Raw genomic sequence first — 17248 nt, 5'->3', positions numbered from 1 at the left:
CAGGCTGCCTCGCCCATGCTTTAGTCTGCTTCCGGTTTTCGTGGACTCTTATCCACATTCTGTAATTTCTTCAGGTTAAAAATAAAGCTATTTTTTATTGCTCGCCATTGGGCGGGACTTTTGGATGTCACTAATTAGAGGTATATTACATCAGCTTAACCGGCCATAGTTGCCAGATTATCCGATTAAAGATGATAATCGGTGCGTGAAGCAGCATTCTATTGCTCGCCAATAACTATGCAATCATATGTGAAATACAGGTTTTGTATACAATGGCGCAAAAAAGGAGTTGATGGTCTGCTGAAATTATGCCGGTTATCGTGTTGCTGTTCTCACTTTGCTTTCCGTTTTGCGGGCTTCGCGTCGTCCTTCACGACATCGGTCACATCTATCATAAACGATGCAATCTCACCGGAAGGAAGTTTGAACACATAATGGGAGATCCAGGGGAACTCTTCGCGGTTCCTGTACTTCAGCGGTGCGACGAACTCGGGTTTTTCAGTAATCAGGACACGATGAAGCAGATCCCTTACATACGGGTCGGGCAGGTCAGGGAACTCTTCAAAAAGTCTCTTTCCTACAATGTCTTCTTTGTCCATCCGCAGGAGCGATGCGGTCATCTTGTTGACGTCTTTAATGATGTGATCACCGTTTTCCAGCGGTTCATAGATCAATACGCCGTTGCAGGTGTTCTCGAAGAACGAGTGATACCTTGCCTCTTTCAGTTCGGTCCGCCGCAGTGCCTCTTCAGCCTTTCTGCGGTCCGTAATATCGAGAATGATACCGTTCCATACAGTCTCGTTTCTGAGCCTGACCGGCTGCGACAGCACCCTGATATACATCTCCTCCCCGTCCGGTCTGATGAACCTTCCTTCGAACTCCCATTTTTTAACCGTCTCGATCACGTCCTGGATCGAGTTGAGCCATCTTTCCTGGTCCTCGGGAGCGATGTAATCACCGTAGCGCAGGATCCAGGTATCAACCGGGTCCGGGGGTATGCCGTAGACTTCGGTGGAGCGTTCGTCTACATAGTAGGTACCCCATTCTCTTGGATTTCGTGCATAGAACTGGTATACTATGCCCGGCAGGTTGCTTGTAATACCCCTGAGTCGCTCTTCACTCATGCGCAATGCCTCCTCGGCCATCCTCCTGTCGGTAATGTCTAAGAATATTCCGTTCCATACCGTCTCGTGCTTCAGGCGAACCGGTTGTGAGATCCCACGGATGTACATCTCCTCCCCCGACGGTTTGATGAACCTTCCTTCAAACTCCCATGGTGCTACCCTTTTTATCACATCGTGGATCGAATCGAACCAGCGTTCCTGGTCCTCCGGTGCGATGCATTCCCCGTACCTGTCAAACCAGTTCTTCAGCGGTTCGGTCGGAACCCCGTAGATCTCCTGAGTACGTTCGTTGACATAATAAACCCCCCATTCTCCCGAATCGCGTGCGTAGAACTGGTATACTATGCCCGGCAGGTTGTTCACGATCCCCTGGTAGCGCTCTTTCAGCTGCTTCTCGGCGATCTTTTTGGCGGTGATATCGAGGAAGAGAATAAAGAATTCGCTGGATGATTTGCCTGTTTTATCCGTGACAGGTGCAAAGACGATCTGGAAATATGCAATGCCGGATTTTTTTGTCGATGTCAGGGTATGCGACTTCAGCCTGTCGAAGTTGCATGAAAGAGTCAGTTCGGCGATCTCCCCCTGCCTGATCAGGTTCTGGATTATCTCCCTCGAGCACATGATGTCATGGAGCTTGAATTCTTCGAGGTCGGTGAATCTCGTGAGCCCGAGGATGTCGAGCGACGCCCTGTTTGCGTTCAGGATGGTCCCGTCCTCCCGGAAGAGAATGATTCCGCTCGGCACTTCTTCGAAGAGGGTGCGGATCTTCTGTTCGCTGCTCTTCAGCGCCTCCTCGGTCTTCTTCCATGTTGTAATGTCACGGAGGCTAATCATGATGCCCGGTTTTCCGGTAAATGAGATGGACGGGATTACCGTGGATACGAATTCGGTAAGAAAGATCCTGTCCGTTCCCCTTTCGATGAGCAGCATCTCGTTGATAAAGACACGTGAATTGAGTATCCTGTCGATGTTCTCAAGGACCGTTGGATTGTCTAAAAGAGCCAGGTTGATCCTGGATAATTCATTTCCTATGATCTTTTTCCCGGATCTTATATTGAAGGTCTCGATGAAGCTTTTATTGACCATCAGGATATGCAGGTCTGCATCGAGAATTACGATTGCATCGGAAATATAGTCGAAGAGATCGTCGAATGCCACGTTCTGGGCAATGGAATATAATTTTGATTTCCCATATGGTTTCATGATCACGTTGCCGTGAGACTGGAGGACTTCGAGATATTTGGCAACCGACCCCCGGTTCATATTGAGTTGCCTTGATATCGTGGAGATCGAAACCGCTTCAGGGTATTTTTCCTGTAAGAACTCCCTGATCGTTGCATAACGGTCTTCTCTTTCGCTCATATGTAAGTAGTATGCAGCACCTGATGTTAAGTTACCGCTAATGTCTTCATATCGTGAATCTTTCCGGTTCTTCCAATGTATAATAGATTCCGCCTGCATTAATCGCGGATTATTATAACTATAATGCCTGAGAGTTCCGGGAAGAATACGGGGTTTTTGATCCGGGGAAAACTGACGGATGAAGATTACAGGAAGACACTTATTCCTGTCCTGGAAAAGGCCCTGGAAGAGCATGAAAGGATCAACATAATGTTTAAGACGGAGAATTTTGAAGGCCGGACCGCCCATGCAGCATGGGACGATTTCATCAACTGGCCTAAAATCGCGGCTGTAAACGAGACTGCGGTTGTCTTTGATGAAAAATGGGACGAGTTTATGAGCTGGCTTTTCAAATCCTATGCCTTTATCTCGCACATCTACATGAAATTCTTCAAAGAAGACAGAATTGACGAGGCGTGGGAGTGGCTCAGGTCCGGAAAGTAGATTGAAGTTTATACATCCGGTACCGGGGACGAACCTGGAGGCGGAAGTGTGGAACCGTATTGGAAAATATTATAAAAAGGGCTTTTATTATCAGGAATGCATTCATTCCCTTCAGATATTTTATTCTTTCAGGTCTTTTGCTCCTTTCTCCCGTAAGGATATTTTTGATCCCCCGCAGAATCAAAAATGGCATTATTATTCCCTTTTATTTCGTTTGAAACCCCATTGAATTTTATTTATTATTTATATGAGATGATCATACTGCAACTGCACCATCCGGTTCTTTGAGTGTGTCGGCGAGTATCTTTGCAATGTCGATCCAGATTATCAGGTCTTTATTTTCACTGCTGTCTTTTCCTATCTTGATTATACCTTTAACATATGCCTCCCTGGACATCGCTTCGTCCATCTGGTCTATGTCCTCTTCCGATACCTGGAGGACGCTCTGGACGTCGTCGACGATCAGGCCGACATTGGAGCCGTCTGCCGCTTCAGGGACAAGAACGATTATTTTTCTGTTCTCCACTTCCTCTCCCGCCGGAAGGCCCATAAGATAGTTAAGATTCAGGATATTGGTAATCTCTCCCCTGAGATTTATTATTCCTGCAATATGCTCGGGCGCTCTCGGTACCGGGGTTATCGGCATCATTTCAACTATTTCGCGTGCGATGTTGATGTCCAGGGCGTACTGGACTCCGCCGATTTCAAACTGCACGATATCCTTCATTTCGGCCATAGTATCTCTCTTTAATATTTGAATTTCGAATTAGCATCTTCGAGGTTTTTGATGAGTGCATTTACTTCCTGTATTGCACTTCCGATCTCCTCGACCGATGCGCTGGCCTCTTCTGCCAACGCAGCAAGCTCTTCGGATTCTTTTTGGACTTCTTTTGTCTTTGCAGTCCCTTCTTCTACGGAATGGACTATGTTATTGGATATTTTGGCCTGATCTTCTATGGCTTTCGTTATTTCACCAATGTCGTTGGATACCTGCCCTGCGTTGGTGATAATTGTGTTCAGGGCCTCGATCGTCTTTGTTACGCTTTCGACGCCGTTCAGGATCTCCTGGTTGGCCGACGTAATCGCGGAAGCGGTTTTTTCACTTCCCGACTGGACGGCGGATACTACGCTTTCGATCGAATCCGTTGCAGTCCTGGCTTCCGCCGCGAGATTTTTGACTTCTCCGGCAACGACCGCGAATCCCCGGCCGTGCTCCCCGGCGCGTGCGGCTTCGATTGCCGCATTGAGGGCTAAGAGATTGATCTGGCTGGTAATATCGTTTATCAGTTTGACTACATTGCTGACTTCCTTTATCTTTTCGGTAAGGTCGTGAATTTCACTGACACTCTGGCTTGCGATCTTTTCGACGTTTTCCATCTTTTTGTTGGCATCCTTACCTAAGTCCTGTGCCTCTTTTCCTATCGCAACGACATGGTTTGCGGCATTGAATACTTCCTGCGAGGTGCTTGCGATCTCTTCGTTTGAGGCCGATAAGCCTGCAATCTGGCTGTTGATGTTTTCGATGCTTGCATGAAGCTCTTTTGTAAGGTCGGCGGTCTTCTGGCTTGTATTTGCAACACCTTCGGCAGCTTTTGCAACCTCGTCGGTTCCTTTTGCGACTTCTCCTGAATTAACGGCTACCTGATCCGTGACCCTGCTTGTGGCACTGAGGCTCTCTGAGACGTTGATTCCGATATTGTTCAGTGCCTCTTTGAATTTAAGAAAGTCGCCCTTCACTTTTATTTCATCCGAGAATCTGGCTGTAAAATCTGCTTTTGCATAATTATTGCATATATTCATCGCCTCGTTGACCGGAACTGCAACGGATTTCAGGAGATCGTTCGTGCCTTCCATCAGTTCGATGTATGCACCATTGTACCTGTTGCTGTCGACCCTGAATTCAAGTCTTCCGTCATTTCCCGCTTCAACAAGTTTCTGGATATCGGTAACTATTGTAAGAAGCGTTTCATTGACAAGCTTGACAGAGGAGTTTATTTCAAGGAACTGTTCCCTTACTTCTCTCATGTATGCGTCGCCGTCTCCTACTTCAAGCCTGATCTCTTCAGGCTTTCCTTCGGCGATGCAGTTGAGGTCGTGGGCGACGTTTGATACTTCGTCTTTAATGTAGTCTATCATCTTTGCCGATTCGGTGGTGTCAATGAGGACGACGTTGATATTTTTGATCTTTCCGTTTTTGTCAAATAAAGGGATACTTAGAACATCTATTGTTTTCACATCCCCTTTAAAAGTCATATGAAATTTCCCGGAGACCCTGGATTTAAGTTCGACGGCGTCTTTTGCACTTTTTCCTTCAATGAGTTCGAGTTTGAACTCGTTATAAAAGTCCCGCAGATCCATTCTGCAGAATTTCTCCTTTGAAGTACCGGATAATTCAACAAGATCATCGTTTGCGTCTTTAATATTGAGGTCCTTATCCATGAGAGCCATCGCGACCGGAACTTTCATGAGTGCATCGTAAAGAAAATCCGCCCATTCGTTTCTCTCATTTTTTTCTTCGATAATTCTGTTAATCAACTCTCCAAGACGAACTGATCCTGATTCGAGTAATTTTGTGTCGATTTTTGCATTTTTATTTCCGTTTACATAGTTTTCAAGAACGGTTTGAATTGATTCGATGGACATGGTATCACCTGAAATTTTTCTTTTGGTTGAGATCACCGCGGGTTTTCAATGATTTTTCCATAGCCTTAGCTGTCAATATCGCAAACACTGGAGATAATTAACAAGCAGTCTATGTTTACTGAAAGCCGCTAAAAAATAATTATGAATAATGATATATAAATATGATCAAAATAAATAATATTCTAATAATAATATTCAATAAATATGATCAAATATTGATTATATAAATCTAAGAATTAAAATAGCATTTTTATTGTAAAAAATGGTATTTATGTTTCTCAAAAGTATCATTTGAGAAATATTATTTCACATTTGATCTATTCCTGTCAGCCCGATGATTCCCTTAATCAGTTATATCTTATTAATTTGCATCCTGGCCGTCGTTATCTTCTTTATTATGCATTAAAAGACTTCATCTCCTGAATATCAAAAATCCGCTGTGAAATCAAAAAAAAGGGCAGGTATTTTATGTCATCTGTATATTGGGGTTAGTCCTCTCGTGTTATATGGCGATCATACGGCAACTGCAACATCAGATTCTCTGAGTGTATCGGAGAGTATCTTTGCAATGTCAATCCATATGACGAGATTTTTATTCTCGCTGTTTTCTTTTCCAATCTTGATTATACCTTTAACATATGCCTCCCTGGACATCGCTTCATCCATCTGGTCTATGTCCTCCTCTGATACCTGAAGGACACTCTGGACATCATCGACGATCAGGCCGACATTCGATCCATTTGCCGCTTCGGAAACCAGAACTATAATTTTTCTGTTTTCTACTTCCTTTCCCGGCGGAAGGCCCATAAGGTAGTTAAGATTCAGTATATTGGTGATCTCTCCCCTGAGATTTATGATTCCTGCAATATGCTCGGGCGCTCTTGGTACCGGTGTTATCGGCATCATTTCAACAATTTCACGTGCGATGTTTATATCCAGGGCGTACTGAACCCCGCCGATTTCAAACTGTACAACATCCTTCATTTCAGCCATGTTATCTCCCTTTAATATTTGAATTTCGAGTTAGCCTCTTCGAGGTTTTTGATGAGTGCATTTACTTCCTGTATCGCACTTCCGATCTCCTCGACCGATGCACTGGCCTCTTCTGCAAGTGCAGCAAGCTCTTCGGATTCTTTCTGGACTTCTTTCGTCTTTGCAGTCCCTTCTTCTACGGATTGGACTACATTATTGGATATTTTGGCCTGATCTTCTATAGCTTTTGTTATTTCGCCTATGTCGTTAGATACCTGCCCCGCGTTGGTGATAATCGTATTCAGGGCCTCGATTGCTTTTGTTACGCTATCTACTCCGTTTACAATTTCCTGGTTGGCCGATGTAATCGCTGAAGCGGTTTTTTCACTGCTTGATTGTACAGCTGATACGACGCTCTCTATAGAACCCGTTGCGGCCCTTGCCTCCGCTGCGAGATTTTTGACCTCACCTGCAACGACCGCGAATCCTCGTCCGTGCTCTCCGGCGCGTGCGGCTTCGATCGCCGCATTAAGTGCGAGGAGATTTATCTGGCTGGTAATATCGTTTATCAGTTTGACTACATTGCTGACTTCCTTTATCTTTTCGGTCAGCTCATGGATCTCGTTTACGCTCTCGCTTGCGATCTTCTCGACATTTTCCATCTTTTTGTTTGCATCTTTGCCGAGGTTCTGAGCCTCTTTTCCGATCTCGACGACGTGGTTTGCGGCATTGAATACTTCCTGCGAGGTGCTTGCGATCTCTTCGTTTGAGGCGGATAAATCTGAGATCTGGCTGTTGATGTTTTCGATGCTTGCATTAAGCTCCTTTGTGAGGTCGGCGGTCTTCTGGCTCGTATTGGCGACTCCTTCAGCCGCTTTTGCGACTTCATTTGTTCCTTTGACGACTTCAGTCGAATTGGAAGCTACCTGGCCTGTAACCCTGCTTGTGGCACTGAGGGTTTCGGATACGTTGATTCCGATATTGTTCAATGATTCTTTGAATTTCAGGAAGTCGCCCTTTACCTTTATGTCATCCGAGAATCTGGCTGTAAAATCCGCATCCGCGTAGTGATTGCAGATATTCATCGCCTCGTTGACCGGTACCGCAACGGATTTCAGGAGATCGTTGGTACCTTCAATGAGCCCGATATATGCGCCTTTGTAACCACTGCTTTCGGCCCTGAATTCAAGTCTTCCGTCATTTCCTGCATCGACGAGTTTGTGGATGTCGGCCACAAGGCTGTGCAATGTTTCATTTACGAGTTTAACGTAGGATGTCATTTCAAGGAACTGTTTCCTGACTTCCCTGGTGTATTCATCAGCTTCTCCTACTTCAAGCCTGAGTTCCTCCAGCCTCCCGTCTGCGATGCAGTTGAGATCGTGCGCCACGTTTGAGACCCCGGCTTCGATGTAATCAATTGTCCTTGCAGATTCGGTGACGTCAATGAATACAAGGTTGAAATTCCTGATTTTTCCGTATTCGTCAAGCAACGGGATTGTATGGGTTTCAATTGTTTTCACATCGCCTTTAAAGGTCATGTAAAATATACCCGCTACCCTGGATTTTGTTTCGAGAGCTTTTTTTACGCCATTTCCCTCGATAAGTTCGATTTTGAACTCCCTGTAGAAGTTCTGGAGGTCCAGTTTGCAGAATCTTTCTTTTGATGTGCCTGAGATTTCAACAAGATCTTCGTTTACATCGATGATATTGAGGCTTGGATCCATAAGGGCCATAGGGACAGGAATCTTCATTATGGTATCATAAAAGAAATTTGCCTGGTCATCGCTTTCATTTTTTTCTCTGATAATCTGGTTTATCATCTCACCAAGACGAAACGATTCCGGATCAAGTAAATTTGTATCAATTTCTGCATTTTTATTTCCATTTACATAGTTTTCAAGAACGTTCTGGATAGTTTCGATGGACATAGTATCACCTAAGATTTGTTTCTCGTTGAAACAGCAGCGATTTTCATATTTTCTCCAATGATACGAGATGAAATATTACCGCTTTTACGGGCAGTTAACAAGCGGCTGGTGTTACTGAAAACCGCTAAAAAATAATTATGGATGATTATATATAAATATGATCAAAATAAATATTATTCAAATAATAATATTCAATAAATATGATCAAACACTGAATATATAAATCTAAGAATTAAAATAACCTTTTTATTGTAAATTTTTGGATATCTATTTCCTAAAAACTTCAAAGATGGAAATTATATTTCTTACAGTTTAGTATTGTCATTCATGTGTTACTATATTAATAAAAATTTTCTCTTATGATCCTGCCCTGAATTATCTGTCGGCAGATCCATGGAAAATCCTGGTGTTATGGCCTGCATTTTAGAATTCAAAGTTGCCGGTATGATTCAGGTGCGGTCACTTGAAACACGGAATTCTTGTCAAAAAAGTTAGGGAAATCTAAAGTCCGGTTTGTTTATATCAGCCCAAAATTGACCTTCAGATTGTTCATCCATTTCACCGTTTTTTCTGATTTATTATCAGGTTGATCTTTCTCTCCCCTGGCATAATGAAATCCAGATTGAAATACGCCTCTTCCAGGTTGAATTTGGGTTCCGAGTTGCATGCGATAATTACGGCACTTTCAAGGGACTAAATTATGGAGCAGAGATCGTCCTCGATGTCCACCGCTCCGAAAGGTTCTCTCCTGATCAGTTTAGCCTTTCTTGAAGTCAACTCTCCGAACTTCATGTCTGTTGATCCGATGAAAACCGGAGGTCATAGTTATTCTCTGTTGAATTTTCGTAACTCTTATCATCATTGTTATTCTATCATTCCAAAGTCCACTATGAAACCCGGGAGAGCTGATCTAATCGCGATCGCCGTTCTGATAACAATTGTTTTTACAATTTCTGCAGGCTGTACCGGCCCGGCCCAGCAATCGCAGGATTCAAATGCCATAACTGAAGCCAACGAATCTGCCGCTAATTCCTCTTCGCTCATATTTGCCGACCCGGAATTTGCTTTCGAGCTCCGGCGTACACTTGGCGCCACGTATTCGGGAGAGGCAGATATCGGGGAGTGCCTTGCCACCGCATCCCGGATCGACGAAGGAGACTTTGAGAGCTGGTACAGTGAATGGAAGAAGACCGCGGACGCCATCAGAAATGCGGGTGACGAGAGCTTGGCAGCAGGTCACAATGTTACCGCAATGGAGGCATACTACAGGGCTGCAACCTATTATCGCACGGCAGAGTTCTTCCTGCATGGCAACTCCACCGATCCCCGCATCGTGGAGACCTGGGAAAAGAGCCGGGAAGCGTTTCGCGATGCACTAGCGCTCGACGACGTCCCTTACGAGATTGTCGAGATTCCGTATGAGAATACGACGCTGCCGGGATACTTTTACATGGTCGATGATTCCGGCGCACCACGGCCGCTCCTAATCATCCAGACCGGCTTTGACGGCTGCCAGGAAGAGCTTCATCCATACGCGATGGAAGGAATAAAACGCGGGTACAACGTCCTGACATTCGAAGGGCCGGGCCAGGGAGAAGTTATACGGGTTCAGCATATCCCGTTCCGTGCCGACTGGGAGAATGTTATCGAACCTGTTGTGGATTATGCGTTGAACCGTTCCGACGTCGACAAAGACCGGATTGCACTCTGGGGTATTTCTCTCGGGGGCTACCTCGCTCCCCGCGGTGCCGCATATGATCCCCGGATCACGGCGCTGATCGCCGACGGAGGCACTTACGACGTCGGAGAGAATCTCCTGCGAAACCTGCAGGAAGGCGGTGGAGAGGCTGCGAACATGACGGAAGAGGACCTGAAAGAATGGTTGCAGACGGATCCGGTCGAGTTCAACGAAGCCATCCTGGAAGCCATGGATAACGACACCGGAACCCGCTGGCTGAACGAGAACGGTATGTTCGTCTTCAATGTCAGCACACCGGCACAGTTCTGGGCGAAATGGATGGATTTCTCACTCGCCGGAATCGCCGAGAATATTAGTTGCCCCACGCTGGTCACTGCAGGTGCGGCCGATCACTTCGACCCGGACGCGGAGCAGGCAGAAGAACTCTACGACCACCTAACCTGCGAACGTGAACTCATAATATTCTCAGACGAGTACGGTGCCGGGTCGCACTGCCAACTCGGGGCGTTCGGGCAGTCTTTTGCCTCCAAGTTCGACTGGCTCGATGAGAAAATGGGGATGAAGGGATAAAGGGGTTGGTAAAGGAGATAGCGTACAGTGGGAACAAGTACTGCTTGCCCGTTCTTTATTCTGTTGAGGAGGCGAGGAGTATATGGATTAACTCGATTTTATTTTCCCTGCTTAAACACTCGGATTCTCTCTCATTCCTGTATTCAATGATTAATTGCAAGCCAAATCTATAATTGTTCGTATCAATGGCCAGGGTGTCCGAAAAAAAGCGGAAGATTTTTATTTAAAAACTGTCTGGACGGACTCAAAAGGCTCCGGGCAATGTAGAGATAAATATTCTGTCACTTATTTATTGCTCTCCCCAACGGTATTTTCTGTTCTTGCGCCAAAACTCCAAATCACAGGCGAGGCAGAGGCCATTGTGGCAGCATATTTCCCCGCCGCACTTTTCGCATCTCCATTTCTTTTCCTGCTCCTCAAGAAAGGCTGAAATACCATGTTCCTGAATATATTTTAGATTTTCAATCATACTCATGTGGTATTTGCTGCTGTATCGCTTATCCAGTGCTTTAAGGTGCTTGCAGGGGAAATCCACGCACTGAAAGCAAAATCGGACTCGCCCATCTCTCATAAGCTCGCATTTACCGCCCATGTGTAGACAGTTTTTGCCCCGGGGGAGACAGCCGGTGCAATATTGCCTTTGAAAACCCTTTTTTCTCAGGTCATATTTCTGTGATTGATAAGCAACGCACAAACTGCAATTCATGCCACAGGGGGCTATCAGGCTTTCGTTGGTTATGCTCATTGTACATCCCCACTTTTTCCAGTGGTTTAATGTCGTCAGGTTTTTTGCCATCATATTTATCGCTTTGCCCTCGTTCATTGAGGGCTTGCCAGGACCATGTAGGGAACGTAGATTTTAATCATCTCCTCCATTACACTTCTGTGAGAATCGATCTTGAGTCGGTCCTTTTAGCCCCCGGAAGTACTTGCAGATTTCTCGCAATTTCGCAAAGTTTTGCACTTTATGGATCTCATGAAATAATAATTAAGCTTTTTAGAAAAAAGTCAGATTAAAATTATAATAAACTTTAAAATCAAAAATGCGAGGGAAGGGATTCGAACCCTCGAACACCTACGTGACTAGGCCCTCAACCTAGCGCCTTTGACCTGGCTTGGCAACCCTCGCCTGTGACCTTAATAAAAAGGACTTCCAAGATAAAATAACTTACGATTTTGATGTCAGGATTTTGGCTGTTTTTGATTTTAAAAGAGATCCGGTATTTAAAGTATCCTGCATTTCCTCAAACCGATGTATATTTACATACAAAGATGGATATGATTATTCATGTGGACTCAAATTCTCCGTGAATTTGCCGATTCGCCGTCTCAGACGATGGTAGTCAAGTATTTTTTGGAGAATGGACTGGGAATAAACGAGAAGGGGCGCATAGTCTGCAACGGGATCGAGATCCCTGCGACACACATTGCGAAGAAGATCGGAACCGACCGGAGGGTAATCGACGCAACCGCAAAAAGGATACTAAGCCTTAAGGAGATCAGGGATATATTTCTCAACCTGCGTGTGACGCCTGACCTGACGCAGGTTGCGGATGCACTCGGTCTTGCCGTCATCACGATATACCCGAAGGACGCCGCCCAGAAAGGAATCGTCGGTGCGGCCGTCAAGGTGATAACCGATCACAACCTCTCGATAAGACAGATATTCGTAACCGATCCCGTGCTGTCCGAGGACCCGAAACTCGTAGTAATACTTGAGTCCAACCTTCCCGCGACCGTATATGAAGAGCTCAGGTCGCTCCCTCAGGTCAGAAAAATAGTAATCTGAATTACCTGTACTTCTCGATCTCGTCCGAGAGGTCCTTCATTCTCTTCCTGGCAGCCTCAGACAGGTTTGCCGAAAGACGAAGTCTTTCATCGATTGTAATCTCTTTTGTGCCCTTGATCAGGTTGTCGGCATGCGCAACGATCTTCTCCTCAAGGGTTTTCGGAACGCAATCGATGGGTTTGAGCCCTTCCTCGCGGCATTCTTCTGCGGTTAGTCCTGCACCTATATGCGTCTCGACGATGCGGCAGATCTCTTCCGGGAGCCCGTAATCCCTGCAGATCTCTGCACCCGCCTGACCGTGAGCAATCGAATGCGTCCGGCAGCGTCCGATGTCGTGAAGAAGCGCTCCCTTTTCTACAAGTTCCCTGTCCACCGGTGCATTTCGGGCGAAGACCACCGCAAGATCCCGTACTGAAATACAGTGTTCGATGACGTTATCAGGACAGCCTGATTTTTTTAAAAGAGTTATTGGATCTATATCTGATATCTTCACACTTTCCCCAGGTTTTCCTTTATGGCGTCGACACGCCGCTTCAGAGCTTCGGCAAGGAGATCGTTGTCGAAATGGTCCATCTTCTCATCGCAGTTGATGCATATGAAGTCCCTCGCCATCGCCTCGTCGAACGTATATCTCAGGCCGCATTTGTTGCAGATATAGAAGTCGTTCAGGAGTTCGTAATCCTCTCTCGCCTTGAGAATCTCAAGAATGTCATCCATCTCTTCGGAGAGAGTTGCGTCGAGGTTTTCGAACTTCATGACCCAGAGATAGGTGAGCCAGCCTGTCTCGGCATTCTTTATACGGCGGTATTCGGCCAGACGCTTTCCGTAGAGAGTGTAAAGGGTATGCCTGACGCTGTTTAAGTTGATCCCCGTTCTCTCGGCAAGATCCTCGTCGCTGTATTCACCCTCCAAAGGAAATTTATCGATTAAATCAAGCCCCTCTTCCCCGACGAGGCGAAAGAGATAGGCTCTTACCGCATCGTTTTTAAGTGCATCTTCTACAGCTACCATCTGCTTATATATCTGCCAATTTCTTTAATAGTTTTATCCAGTGACGATTCGGCACCTGCAAGAGTGTCCCCTTCTCCGTAAACACTGATTATCGCTCCGCCTTCTTCTATTTGGCTGTTTTTACGGGGAATATCTGCTACGTACGGGTAGTATTTCTTCAGGTCGTCCTTAACGATCAGATCGCGATCCGCGAATATGATCCTCCTTGCGATCACCTTTTTTGCTTTGGGCAAAGATCCGGGGATTATTCCTTTGCAGGCGTTTATGTGCGCTTCAAATATGTTGAAACCTGTCGACATCTCGATGATATCAAGCGTCGCCTGGAAACGCGGGTTGACCTCGATTGCGTAGATCCCGTCGTCCGAGAGGATGAAGTCGATGCCTATCGAGCCGGTGCAGCCCGATAAAGATGCGATCCTTTCGGCCTCTTTCATGAGTTCACCGGCCTTTTCGTTCGTAAAAGGAGTCGCGGCGCCTGCGAAACCGTAGGCCCGCTCACCGTCGCCTCCCCTGAGATACTGGAGATTTGCGGCGATCGCCTTCGCCCTTCCGCCGGATGCGATGCACGATACGCTGCACGGGATTCCTTTTACGACCTCCTGGCGGATATATGGTGTCTCCGGCCACATCTCACAGAAGTTGTTTTCCTCCTCCGGGGATTCTACGACAGTATTTCTCCAGCCGCCCGCTCCTTTGCAGGGTTTGAGCATGGTGGGGTAGCTTCCGTCGGAAAGGATCGCAGGAACCCTGATCGAGTTCTCCCGGAAGAAATCCTGTATCTTCCGTTTGTCTGTAAAGATCCCTGCTTTATCCTTACAGCTTCCGGATATCTTCTTCGAGACAGAGATCTCCTCTGCACCCGACGTTACCACGAGATAATCGGGATCGATCTCTTTGCAGATCTCTTCTATCTGCCCGGGAAGCGATTCGAGATCCTCGAAGATAGTGCAGGATTTCGTATTCCACTGCAGATCCTGATCGCAGAACGCATCTATCGCATGGACCTCGTATCCGGCATTTTTCGCAGAGCAGGCAACATGCCGTGTTGCAAACCCCGCGACAAGAACACGCCCCTTCAATCCTTGAACCTCTTCCCTCTCTCGCAGGGGTCTATCTTTAGATCTGCATCCGGAAATTCGAGATTGAGGTTTTTGCCGTCGGAGAGATGATCGAGAAAAAGAGCAAGGCTTGAGATCTCTGAATGCGGCTGGGTCGTAACTGAGACATTGTAATCTGTCATGTTGTAGATGTCCGCCGGAACCTTCTCCGCTCCGACGACCACCAGAACCTTTTCATGTTTTTTGATCTCTTCGATGGCTGATGTCATCGGAACGCCGTACATCGTTAGGTGGACGACCACGCCTCCGTCGGCCTTCCAGTCGTTGACACATTTCTTCCACCCGACTCCCGTTTCGACGAAGAAATTTCCTCCCCACCTTTCGGCAACGTCATCGATGGACTGTTTTATATTCTTGTCTTCGGATGCCAGGTACATACCTTCGGCACCAAGTGCACGGGCTGTAAGTCCGACATGGGTTGTAACTCGCCTGTCCCTCTCCGGCCTGTGGCCGAGACGGAGGACACATACTTTTTCTGTCATTCGGCACCTTATCTCTTGTAATTCGGGTTCTCTTTGATAACGCCGTTCTCTATAATTATGGGACTCTCGGGATCCGCCGCGGCATTCTTTATACTGCATTTCAGGAGCATCTCGTGAAGAGAGAGTATCCTTGCCGTTTCGCCGTCATATTCTATAAGGCTGCTCAACTCGAGCCTTTTCAGGGATCCCGTTACTGTTTCCCTGTCAAAACCGGTTTTGGATAAAATATCGTCTGCGGAAACGCTGTTTTCGTCGACGACAATATGGTATATTTTCCAGTCGATATCTTCCTGACGCACGCAGTACTTATTTTGCGGAGAGCGGGATATAATTATCTTAATTGCTCTATAAAATCCCCGGAAGTTCAGGGAGTTCGGATCTGGGGTCAAATATCTTTCATGTCAAACCGGCAAGAGGAGATCTTTTTCAACCCGTTATAGTAAAAGTAGAGAATCTCGCGGTAAAATTTCCTCAAATCCGGGATGAAATACGTCAGTCCCCACCCGACAAGGATTATCGCAAGGAAAGTGAAGCTGATCCTGCCTATGACGTTGTGCGCCCAGAAGAAGCTCTCGTGTCCAGGAAATCCGCCCGATGCAAAGTCAGTGAAATAAGGGAACCACTGCTCCGAGTACGCCTTGACTACGAATACGAGCCTCGCGATATTGAGGGCGGCCAGCGAGAGGATCACGAACCCGGCAGCCGCGATCTTCTGTTTCAGGTTTGCATCGATACCTGTTGCCATTCCGAGCATCACCGCCGTCCCGACGATGGGCGTACACGAGAATGTGATTATAATCCCGTAGCCGTTGCTCAGGATACAGTCCCATGAAGGAGCCGCGGCAGGATGCCCGATCATGGCGAGAGCGAGGATCGTGTTGTCCACCTGCATCCTGATCAGCCATTCCGATATCGCCTGGTTGGGTGCGATTACTGAATAAACAATGAACGCCACCGCAGCCACCGTCGTTATCCGGAATGCCGTTCTGTTCCCGGAATAAGATGCAGCGATCGTTATAATAAACAACGGAAGTGAGAGCACCGCTGCCACAGGGTAGATGAATTCGTTCTCCGCCACGTGGCCGAAAGAGAAGAGGACGAAGAAGATCCCGAGGAAAGACCAGCCTCCCGCGGCGAAATATCTCCTGTACTTCGAGGGGACCAGGAAGAGGACAAACAGGACTAATGACAGTATCAGGAATACCTGGAACATCGCTGATGAGTAACTGCTATCTTAAATCTGATAAATGATACGCTTTGCTATAAAATCCGGGTCCTTTAGGCGACCCCGGCACCGGCGGCCGGGCCGCCGGACGGCCCCTGCCCAGGGGCCTTGCCTTAAGATAGCCATTCACGGCACGCCCAAGGGACCGGCAAGGGTCCCCCGGGCTGTTGAATTTGTTTTTTTTATGAATTTTCTCTGCAGTAAAACACGCTAGGAATATCCCGCATCTCTCCGCTCAGGGGATACTCGCTATCCCCTGAGCGGTTATCGCAAAGGAGAGGCCCCGAGGTCGGGGCCGATCCGCGGGTCTGCGGAGCGACCCGCGGCGGGGGGTTGCCGGCGATGCATCTGCCGGCCATAGCCATCCGTCATCATTCAGGTATTTTTATTATTGCATATTCTAAATAGGATGAATCAGGGAGGATTAGAATAGAAAGAATAGTTATGACCGACAGCATCGAACTTGCCGAACTTGCCGATCAGATACTTGATATTGCCGAAGACAATTATGACAGGCTGTCGTCGATTATCGATGATCTCGACGATGAAGTCAAAAATGAGCTCCTGGTATCCGATTTCCTGCATGCGTTCCAGGTGTTCTATTATTATTTCAGGATGGACCCCTCGGAGATCGTTATCGACCGCCTCATGCTCCAGCCCGCCTCGTCGCTCGAAAAAGGAGTCTTTATAGAAAATTTCGATATCTTCGAACTCTGGTTTATTATCGAGGATAATAACGGGATCATCTATGTTTCCGACGGGGAGAAGATACTGAGGAAGTTTTCGGGCAGAAAGGCGTACACCAAAGCAGTAGAATATGCAAATTCCCTTGAGTGGTAGGT

The 17248-nt window shown here is 46.8% G+C and carries 16 protein-coding genes, 1 tRNA gene and 1 pseudogene; 4 read left to right on the top strand and 14 right to left on the bottom strand.

What is annotated here, in order from left to right:
- Positions 1 to 332: 332 nt before the first annotated feature.
- A complete protein-coding gene (locus tag MPET_RS14525; RefSeq protein WP_052297250.1) occupies positions 333 to 2486 on the bottom strand; it encodes a PAS domain S-box protein in 2154 nt (717 codons plus the stop codon).
- Positions 2487 to 2609: 123 nt separating this feature from the next.
- Here MPET_RS14525 and MPET_RS08215 point away from each other — a divergent pair, with 123 nt between their 5' ends.
- The gene (locus MPET_RS08215; protein WP_013329555.1) at positions 2610 to 2969 is read left to right on the top strand and encodes a SpoIIAA family protein; all 360 of its coding nucleotides are present in this window, start codon (positions 2610 to 2612) and stop codon (positions 2967 to 2969) included.
- Positions 2970 to 3225: 256 nt separating this feature from the next.
- On the opposite strand, the gene MPET_RS08210 is transcribed toward MPET_RS08215, so the two are convergent.
- The 4 genes from MPET_RS08210 to MPET_RS08195 all read right to left on the bottom strand — a co-directional run bounded on the left by MPET_RS08210 (position 3226) and on the right by MPET_RS08195 (position 8512).
- Entirely contained in the window at positions 3226 to 3705 is a 480-nt protein-coding gene (locus MPET_RS08210; RefSeq protein ID WP_013329554.1) for a chemotaxis protein CheW, read from the bottom strand.
- A gap of 11 nt (positions 3706 to 3716) precedes the next feature.
- A complete protein-coding gene (locus MPET_RS08205) occupies positions 3717 to 5612 on the bottom strand; it encodes a methyl-accepting chemotaxis protein (RefSeq protein ID WP_013329553.1) in 1896 nt (631 codons plus the stop codon).
- Between the two features lie 513 nt (positions 5613 to 6125).
- Complete coding sequence (locus tag MPET_RS08200; protein ID WP_013329552.1) at positions 6126 to 6605, bottom strand: chemotaxis protein CheW; 480 nt, start codon at positions 6603 to 6605, stop codon at positions 6126 to 6128.
- An 11-nt stretch (positions 6606 to 6616) separates the two neighbouring features.
- Positions 6617 to 8512: a methyl-accepting chemotaxis protein gene (locus tag MPET_RS08195; RefSeq protein WP_013329551.1), complete on the bottom strand. Its 1896-nt coding sequence runs from the start codon at positions 8510 to 8512 to the stop codon at positions 6617 to 6619.
- An 889-nt stretch (positions 8513 to 9401) separates the two neighbouring features.
- On the opposite strand from MPET_RS08195, the gene MPET_RS08190 reads away from it, so the two are divergent.
- The gene (locus tag MPET_RS08190; RefSeq protein ID WP_013329549.1) at positions 9402 to 10781 is read left to right on the top strand and encodes an alpha/beta hydrolase family protein; all 1380 of its coding nucleotides are present in this window, start codon (positions 9402 to 9404) and stop codon (positions 10779 to 10781) included.
- A gap of 289 nt (positions 10782 to 11070) precedes the next feature.
- Here the strand turns inward: MPET_RS08190 and MPET_RS15525 are convergent, their stop codons facing one another.
- The 3 genes and pseudogenes from MPET_RS15525 to MPET_RS08180 all read right to left on the bottom strand — a co-directional run bounded on the left by MPET_RS15525 (position 11071) and on the right by MPET_RS08180 (position 11910).
- Positions 11071 to 11256, bottom strand: a complete 186-nt coding sequence (locus MPET_RS15525) for a hypothetical protein (RefSeq protein ID WP_225353891.1) — start codon at positions 11254 to 11256, stop codon at positions 11071 to 11073.
- A gap of 45 nt (positions 11257 to 11301) precedes the next feature.
- Positions 11302 to 11526 (bottom strand): annotated as a pseudogene (locus tag MPET_RS15520) (DUF3795 domain-containing protein); the annotation flags it as partial.
- 299 nt (positions 11527 to 11825) lie between these two features.
- A tRNA-Leu gene (locus tag MPET_RS08180) sits at positions 11826 to 11910 on the bottom strand.
- A gap of 159 nt (positions 11911 to 12069) precedes the next feature.
- On the opposite strand from MPET_RS08180, the gene MPET_RS08175 reads away from it, so the two are divergent.
- Positions 12070 to 12570 (top strand): hypothetical protein, encoded by a 501-nt coding sequence (locus MPET_RS08175; RefSeq protein WP_013329547.1) that lies wholly within the window; start codon positions 12070 to 12072, stop codon positions 12568 to 12570.
- A 1-nt stretch (position 12571) separates the two neighbouring features.
- On the opposite strand, the gene MPET_RS08170 is transcribed toward MPET_RS08175, so the two are convergent.
- From MPET_RS08170 to artA, 6 genes are all read right to left on the bottom strand, one after another.
- The gene (locus tag MPET_RS08170; protein ID WP_013329546.1) at positions 12572 to 13063 is read right to left on the bottom strand and encodes a TIGR00295 family protein; all 492 of its coding nucleotides are present in this window, start codon (positions 13061 to 13063) and stop codon (positions 12572 to 12574) included.
- Complete coding sequence (locus MPET_RS08165; RefSeq protein WP_013329545.1) at positions 13060 to 13581, bottom strand: transcription factor; 522 nt, start codon at positions 13579 to 13581, stop codon at positions 13060 to 13062. The genes MPET_RS08170 and MPET_RS08165 overlap by 4 nt, the downstream gene beginning before the upstream one ends.
- A complete protein-coding gene (locus tag MPET_RS08160; RefSeq protein WP_013329544.1) occupies positions 13575 to 14660 on the bottom strand; it encodes an ATP-grasp domain-containing protein in 1086 nt (361 codons plus the stop codon). The genes MPET_RS08165 and MPET_RS08160 overlap by 7 nt, the downstream gene beginning before the upstream one ends.
- Positions 14657 to 15181, bottom strand: coding sequence for a tRNA (cytidine(56)-2'-O)-methyltransferase (locus MPET_RS08155; protein WP_013329543.1), 525 nt, complete (start codon positions 15179 to 15181; stop codon positions 14657 to 14659). Before MPET_RS08155 ends, MPET_RS08160 begins: the two co-directional genes overlap by 4 nt.
- Positions 15182 to 15189: 8 nt before the next feature.
- Complete coding sequence (locus MPET_RS08150) at positions 15190 to 15480, bottom strand: MarR family transcriptional regulator (protein WP_048130789.1); 291 nt, start codon at positions 15478 to 15480, stop codon at positions 15190 to 15192.
- Positions 15481 to 15566: 86 nt separating this feature from the next.
- Positions 15567 to 16394 carry an archaeosortase A gene (gene artA / locus MPET_RS08145; RefSeq protein ID WP_013329541.1) on the bottom strand — a complete coding sequence of 276 codons (828 nt, stop codon included), beginning with the start codon at positions 16392 to 16394 and terminating at the stop codon, positions 15567 to 15569.
- Positions 16395 to 16850: 456 nt separating this feature from the next.
- On the opposite strand from artA, the gene MPET_RS08140 reads away from it, so the two are divergent.
- Positions 16851 to 17246, top strand: a complete 396-nt coding sequence (locus tag MPET_RS08140; RefSeq protein ID WP_013329540.1) for a hypothetical protein — start codon at positions 16851 to 16853, stop codon at positions 17244 to 17246.
- Positions 17247 to 17248 lie beyond the last annotated feature (2 nt).

It is taken from the genome of Methanolacinia petrolearia DSM 11571, from assembly GCF_000147875.1.
Taxonomy (GTDB): Archaea; Halobacteriota; Methanomicrobia; order Methanomicrobiales; family Methanomicrobiaceae; genus Methanolacinia; species Methanolacinia petrolearia.
This window is presented reverse-complemented; position numbering and strand designations above follow the sequence as displayed.